The organism is Mesorhizobium sp. M7A.F.Ca.US.006.01.1.1, assembly GCF_003997935.1.
In the GTDB taxonomy this organism is placed as follows: Bacteria; Pseudomonadota; Alphaproteobacteria; order Rhizobiales; family Rhizobiaceae; genus Mesorhizobium.
The window spans coordinates 1-6,078 of record NZ_RZQL01000332.1; the positions used below are offsets into that span (position 1 = coordinate 1).

A 6,078-nucleotide genomic window follows, 5' to 3' on the forward strand; every position below is an offset into this window, starting at 1 on the left:
CGCAAGGAATGACCGGAAAATTTCTCTGCACGATCGCCTTCGGACAGGTCGCCACGAACCCCGGCTGCGAGGGCGCTGCGTTTGACCAGCCGCGCCACTTCCTGGTCGTTGAGCCGCTCGGCTGCAACTGCTTTGCCGTTTCCGGTGACGCGTCGAAACAACGGCCCATGGCCGACCCTCGCCAGTTTCAGCCAGGTTTGCACCGCCACAACCGGGCATGTGGCATCGGACGAGCCACGGCCGATCTCGACCTCGCGCCAGCCGGTCTTTCCGCGCAATGCGACGAGAACGCCTTTGTCCAAAACCTCGATCCAGCCGCGGCCGTCCTGGGTTTGGTCCCTGGCAACGTCCAGGCCAACGATTTCAGAACGCCGCAGGCCGCCGGCGAAACCCAACAGGAGCATGGCGCGGTCGCGCAGGCCGCGCAACGTTCCACGGTCAAGGGTCTCGAGCATGGCAATCAGGTCTTCAGTCAGAATGGCTTCCTTTTGCCGGGGAGGGGAGGCGTGAGTGTTGCGAATGCCGGCCAGCACAGTGGCGATATGCCGGTCCTTCCTGTCCAATGGCTGGCCACGCTGAGAAAAATTCCAGGTGATCGAGGAGAGACGTCGCTCGATGGTCGAGACGGCGTTCGGCTTCTTGTCGCCCGTCACCTTACCGGACGCGCAGGCCGTGATGTAAAGGCCAACGACCTGCGGGTCGGGCGGCAACACATCGAGATGCTGGCGGCGCGCCCAGGCGCAAAAATGCTTCCAATCGGCGGCGTAGGCGCGCCGGGTGTTCGCCGAGCTTGCTGCCTCGACGTAATCGCGCGCGCGCTCGGCGAGCCCTTCCAGGTGCGCCGGCAGGGGAGGGGCGTTTTGCGGCTCGCAGGGTGCCTGCGCCATTTCCATGACGATATCGACAATATCAGGCAAGTCGTCAGCTGGAGGCGAGGGAGGGGAGGTGCTGGCGATCGCGGTCGTGCTGTGGGACGGCGCTTTGCTCTCCTCAGGACGATTTTCGCGGCTCAGGTCGACGATAGGGGCCATTCTGCTAGCATGGCTTGTAACGAACGATAATGCAACATTATCGTTCGTTTTGTGCTTTCGACAGCCTGTGCGTTTTGGGTCGAAATTGATGGCGCAAAGCGCACGGGCGCTTTACGCTCCAATCATGATTCGCCTCGATCCCGCGACCGCCAGCCTCGCCGCGCCGCCGACCGTACCGGCCTGGGCGCTCGCGTCCGGTCGTGACGCCAGCGAGATCGACGCCGCCTTCCAGGCCGGCGCCGCCCTGGGTGCCCTCGACACGCTTGCCCGCGCGCAAGCCAGTTGGGCCGGGACCTGGCGGCAGCGGCTGGCGCTTCGCTGTGCCGCCGCCAGCATGCGGTTGGCTGGGCGCGCCGAAGACGAGGCCGCCCTGCGCGACGCCTGGCACCTGCGCCCGGCCGGCGCCGATCCCGGCCCCGCCGGCGCCATCCTTGGCGCCTGGCGGCAGTTGGCCGGGCAGCCGCCCGGTGCCAGCGCCGATCGACTCGAAAACATCGTCGGCCAGCTCGGCCTCCATTGGGAAGGCGCCGCGCTTGCCGACCTGGGCACGGAGATCGAACAAGTGGTGAGGTCGCAGCGGCCGGCGCCGTTCGCCGCGGCGGCGATCGCCGCTCACGTCGTCGCCGTACGCCCCGACTGCGAGCTTTTGGCTTGGTGGCTGGCCGACCTGGTGCTGGCGCACGGCCTGCGCTGGCCGCGGCCGGTGCCGCTGCTGATGGCGCAATCCTTTGGGCCGACTTTTCGCGGCGAGGCCGGCGGCAAGCGCATCCGACCCGCGGACAAGAATTTTGAGCGCGCGGTCTGCGTCGCGCTGGTTCACGCGGCGGCGGACGCGTGCCGGCTGGCGGCCGAGCTGTCGCGTCGCGCGGAGCGGCTCATCGCCGTCGCACCGAAGCTCAGGGCGAAGGGGGCGGGCGATGTGATCCAAAGACTGCTCGACGACGACGCCGTCTCCGGATCGCTGACGACCAAAAGCCTGTCGCGCTTTGCGGCGCGACGCCTGTTCGAGCGGCTGCAACAGCTCGATGCCGTGCGCGAGCTTTCCGGCCGCACTACTTTTCGGCTGTTTGGGCTGTAGCGATGAGCGAAGCGTCCGCCCGCCGCAAGCCGAACGAACAGCCTGTGCTGCTCGACACCGAACTCGCCCACCTGCCGCCGGAGCTGCGCTGGCGCGAATGGATGGGCCGCGTCGAAGCGGTCATTTTTGCGGCCAGCGAACCGGTGACACGCGGTGTCCTCGCGCGGGTGGTGGGAAAAAACTGCAATCTCGAGCTGATCATCGACGACATTCGCGCCGAGCTCGCCGGCCGCCCCTACGAGCTGGTCGCGGTCGCCGGCGGCTGGCAGCACCGGACCAGACAGATCTTTGGCGACGCCATCCGCGCCGCATTCGGCACGGCAGCGGGCGAGCGGGCAAAAGAACTGTCGCAGGCGGAGGCGCTGGTTTTGATGTGCATCGCCTATTTCCAGCCGATCACGCGTGGCGAGCTGTCTTCCTTCTTCGGCAAGGAGGTGTCGCGCGACCTGATCGGTGTGCTGCGGGGGCAGGATCTCATCGCCTCGGGGCCGCGCAGTCCGCAGCCGGGCGCGCCCTATACCTATGTGACGACCAAAAATTTTCTGTCGCAATTCGGGCTCGACACGCTGCGCCAGCTGCCGGATTTCGAGGCGCTCGAGGACGCCGGGCTGCTGTCGAAGGAGAAGCTGCTGGCCGGGGATATACCGACCGGTCTTGTCCGGGGGGAGGGCGACTTCGAAGAGGGCGACCCAACGACTGGCGTCGTTGAGGATGAGGCGCTCTGAACTGATCGGAAATCGGGTTGCTTACGACAGCTAGCAACTCAGGGCCATGATGACTGATCGGTCGGTAGCCGGTGATCGGGATCGTGAACCGCGACCTTATCACCGTCGACAAGATTGGCCGGAAAGATCACCAGATTGGTGCCGCCGGCGTGACGCAGCGACGGAAACAGAATACCGCGAAGCCCGGTCGTAACGACCAGGTCCGCAAGCTTCCACGATGACGGTATCTTGCTGTCGATGCGAGCGATCTGGCGCCAGGCACAATCCCATTCCTTCCAGGCACTATCCCAAACATTCGGGTCGAACCCCTGAGAAAGATCGGCGATCTCGGAAAGCGTGATCTTGTAGGCGGCAAGGGTGGCGGGCGGGGTGATGCTGGCACCCTGCTTGTATTCCTCCAACGCTGTCTGAGGCGCGCGGGACAGGTAAACGGCTTCGACGCCGGGCCGATTGAAGCGCCCGCCATCGATCGCCGCGCCCCCACCACTGGTGGGCAGGAAGACCCATTTGGGTGTCAGATAGCGATGGAAGATCTCGTCCGGCCCGACGCGGGTGACCTTCACCCGCGCGCCCCGTTCTCGAGATCCCGGATGAAGGCCAGCACTGCTTCGACCTGGCCGCCCGCGACGAGTTCGGCCGCCGTGCGATGGCCATAGTCGGCGATCGGCTCATTGCGATACCAGTAGATCGCCTTGTCGACGTCGCCGGTGAGTTCCGTTGCGGCCGAAATCACCTTCACCATCTCGCGCATCCGACCCTGCAGTCGCTCCGACGACGGGTTACGGAGCGTGTTGCGGTGGACGCCGGTCAACTGCGCCAAGTTGGCCACCTTCACGCCCAGCGCCTGCGACAGGCGCTTCGGCGAGATATAAGGCGTGCGCGGCTCCTGCAGGCTGTCGACAAAACCTGAGACCACTTTCGATTGTGCGAGCTGTGCGTGGGTCATGACAAATCTCCGATCTCTCTCTTACGCACAATATATGCACATTCCTAGGCATAGCAAGTGAACAGAGCCCGACGCCATTTCCAGCGCACTGCTTGTGCTTCCCCATCCTCGTAGCGGATGATAGCTAGCTGTGAGCTAGCGGCAGCAATGCGCCTCATTACCGCCGTACAAGCCAACATCGATATAGACCGAAAGCGGACGTGGGAAATCAGCAGCTCTCAAGGCGCACCGGCGCGCTGCTTGATGGTCCATTCGAGCCCGGCGTCATCCTTTTGAAAGCGGCAAGGTTGGAAGCCCAAGCTCGCGCAAGAATGTGTTGTGCTTCGCTGTCGCTGCGCGAAACTGCTTCTCGATATCGACCAAGTCTTCATTGGCGGCTATTAGATCGATTTCGAGCTCATCCTCAGCCGTTCTGATGTAGCGGGAAATATTGAGGTTGTGACCCTCGTCGGCGATACGATCGATGCTGACGCGCTTGGAATAGGTCCTCCTCCTTACGGAACTTGTAGGTTTCGATGATCTTGCCGATATGGTCCGTTGTCCCGTTCTTGCCATCCCCTAATTTGTTCTGACGCTTGTCCTTCAAAAAGTGCTCGGCTGTTTGATGAAGAGAACATCGTCGGGCTTCTTACACTTCTTCAGAACAAGGATGCAGACCGGGATACCCGTCGAATAGAACAGGTTGGCGGGCAGTCCGATGACGGCGTCGATGTGACCGTCCTTCAGCAGCTTGGTTCGAATGCGCTCTTCCGCCCCACCTCTGAACAGCACCCCGTGGGGGAGGATGATGGCCATTACGCCTTCATCCTTCAGGTAGTGGAAACCGTGCAACAGGAAGGCAAAGTCCGCGGCCGACTTGGGCGCCAGCCCATAGTTCTTGAACCGCACATCGTCGCCCATCGCCTCAGTCGGATCCCAGCGCAAACTGAAGGGCGGGTTGGCCACAAATGGCATCGAAGGAAGGCTTCTTTGTAGGATTCAATTCGCGCAGGATGTCCCAGTCATTGGAAAGCGTATCGCCGTGGTAGATCTCGAATTCAGTGTCCTTAACGCCATGCAGCAGCATGTTCATGCGCGCGAGGTTGTAGGTGGTGATGTTCTTTTCCTGCCCGTAGATTCTGCCGATGCCGTGCGGCCCCATGCGCTTGCGCACGTTCAGCAGCAGCGAGCCGGAGCCGCACGCGAAGTCGAGGCGCAGATCACCCGGTCTCTCTGGAGCGAATATTCGCCAAACCGGAAGCCGCCGGCAGAGCCGGCTCGTGGCGTTGTTGAAAGGTGCGTAGGCATTGTGCGGACAGAGCTCTGACGGGTGGCGTCAGCTCTGCCTGCCACTATTTTCACCTTGGTCGATAATTAAGCACAACAGAATATGTGGCCAGCCGGCAACAAGCCGGCCAGCAATCTATTGCTTACCCACAAACCGACGAACAGTCGTCATATGACGACTGTTCGGTCCACGGCCTTGGCCGCAGTCTCCGCCGCATTCGAGAATTCGACGGGAACTGAGCGTGATGGCAAGAATGATCGGGCACAGGCAGGCTGTTCTTTCGCCTTCGATTCCGGGAAAGGCTTCCACGAATTCGGCTTTGCGGTGGAAGCTGCGTTCTCAAGTGAGCCGGCTTGCACTGCGATCCGCTGTTGGCGTTGCCGCAGCTGCGGGCGCGACCCTGCTGGCACCGGGACAGGCCTGGTCGGCTTGCTTCGTTGTTGGCGCCACGATCCAATGCGACAATACCACCACCATCGACACGACGTATCCTGATAACCCGCCCAATGACCGAGCTTACTCTGGTGCCATCGCAACACCGATCATCCTCAACATCGATGCAGGAACGACGGTAAGCGGCAATGGCCTCGCAGTTTCCAACACTGGCGCCGGTGGTCTCAACGTCACCAACAATGGCACGATCAGCATTGATGCCGGCAACATGCCAACAGCTGGCGGCACCGCGGCGCTCTCGCTCTCGGCAGCCGGCGGCGTGATCACCTACACGGGTGGGAGCATCATCAACAACGGCACCGGCAATGCCTTCGATGCGGCGCAGACGGGAGGTGCCGGTTCGGTCGACATCAACATCGCCGCAAGTGTCTCTGCGGCAACAGGCGAAGGCATCACCGTCCGCGACGTAGCGACCAGCACCGGCGTTTCGGTCAAGACCAACAATGTCAGCGCGCTGGCGTTTGGCAAGGACGCGATCGATGCGCAGAGCCAGTCGCTGACCGGCAACATCGCGGTGACCGCCAATGGCGACCTTCAGGCGGGTAACGCCGGTTTGGTGGCGGTGATCGTTCCAGGTG

At 62.8% G+C, this 6,078-nt stretch carries 8 protein-coding genes and 1 pseudogene; 3 read left to right on the forward strand and 6 right to left on the reverse strand.

Going from position 1 to position 6,078, the window contains the following annotated elements:
* The coding region (locus EN943_RS33865) for a tyrosine-type recombinase/integrase (protein WP_127416239.1) at positions 1–1,031 on the reverse strand (1,031 nt) is incomplete at its 3' end.
* A 124-nt stretch (positions 1,032–1,155) separates the two neighbouring features.
* On the opposite strand from EN943_RS33865, the gene EN943_RS33870 reads away from it, so the two are divergent.
* Together EN943_RS33870 and EN943_RS33875 are read left to right on the forward strand one after the other, a co-directional pair.
* Positions 1,156–2,109: a DUF1403 family protein gene (locus EN943_RS33870; protein WP_127416240.1), complete on the forward strand. Its 954-nt coding sequence runs from the start codon at positions 1,156–1,158 to the stop codon at positions 2,107–2,109.
* Between the two features lie 2 nt (positions 2,110–2,111).
* The gene (locus tag EN943_RS33875) at positions 2,112–2,834 is read left to right on the forward strand and encodes an SMC-Scp complex subunit ScpB (protein WP_013525335.1); all 723 of its coding nucleotides are present in this window, start codon (positions 2,112–2,114) and stop codon (positions 2,832–2,834) included.
* Positions 2,835–2,872: 38 nt separating this feature from the next.
* On the opposite strand, the gene EN943_RS33880 is transcribed toward EN943_RS33875, so the two are convergent.
* The 5 genes from EN943_RS33880 to EN943_RS38065 form a co-directional block, all read right to left on the reverse strand.
* Positions 2,873–3,397, reverse strand: a complete 525-nt coding sequence (locus tag EN943_RS33880) for an RES domain-containing protein (RefSeq protein WP_127416241.1) — start codon at positions 3,395–3,397, stop codon at positions 2,873–2,875.
* Positions 3,394–3,780 carry a hypothetical protein gene (locus EN943_RS33885; RefSeq protein ID WP_013525337.1) on the reverse strand — a complete coding sequence of 129 codons (387 nt, stop codon included), beginning with the start codon at positions 3,778–3,780 and terminating at the stop codon, positions 3,394–3,396. Before EN943_RS33885 ends, EN943_RS33880 begins: the two co-directional genes overlap by 4 nt.
* A gap of 264 nt (positions 3,781–4,044) precedes the next feature.
* Positions 4,045–4,335: a hypothetical protein gene (locus tag EN943_RS38055; protein ID WP_206522860.1), complete on the reverse strand. Its 291-nt coding sequence runs from the start codon at positions 4,333–4,335 to the stop codon at positions 4,045–4,047.
* Positions 4,336–4,362: 27 nt separating this feature from the next.
* Positions 4,363–4,680, reverse strand: coding sequence for an N-6 DNA methylase (locus EN943_RS38060; protein ID WP_245476078.1), 318 nt, complete (start codon positions 4,678–4,680; stop codon positions 4,363–4,365).
* Positions 4,681–4,684: 4 nt separating this feature from the next.
* Positions 4,685–4,933, reverse strand: a complete 249-nt coding sequence (locus EN943_RS38065) for an N-6 DNA methylase (RefSeq protein ID WP_206522862.1) — start codon at positions 4,931–4,933, stop codon at positions 4,685–4,687.
* 457 nt (positions 4,934–5,390) lie between these two features.
* Between EN943_RS38065 and EN943_RS33895 the strand changes: the two are divergent.
* Positions 5,391–6,078 (forward strand): annotated as a pseudogene (locus tag EN943_RS33895) (autotransporter outer membrane beta-barrel domain-containing protein); the annotation flags it as partial.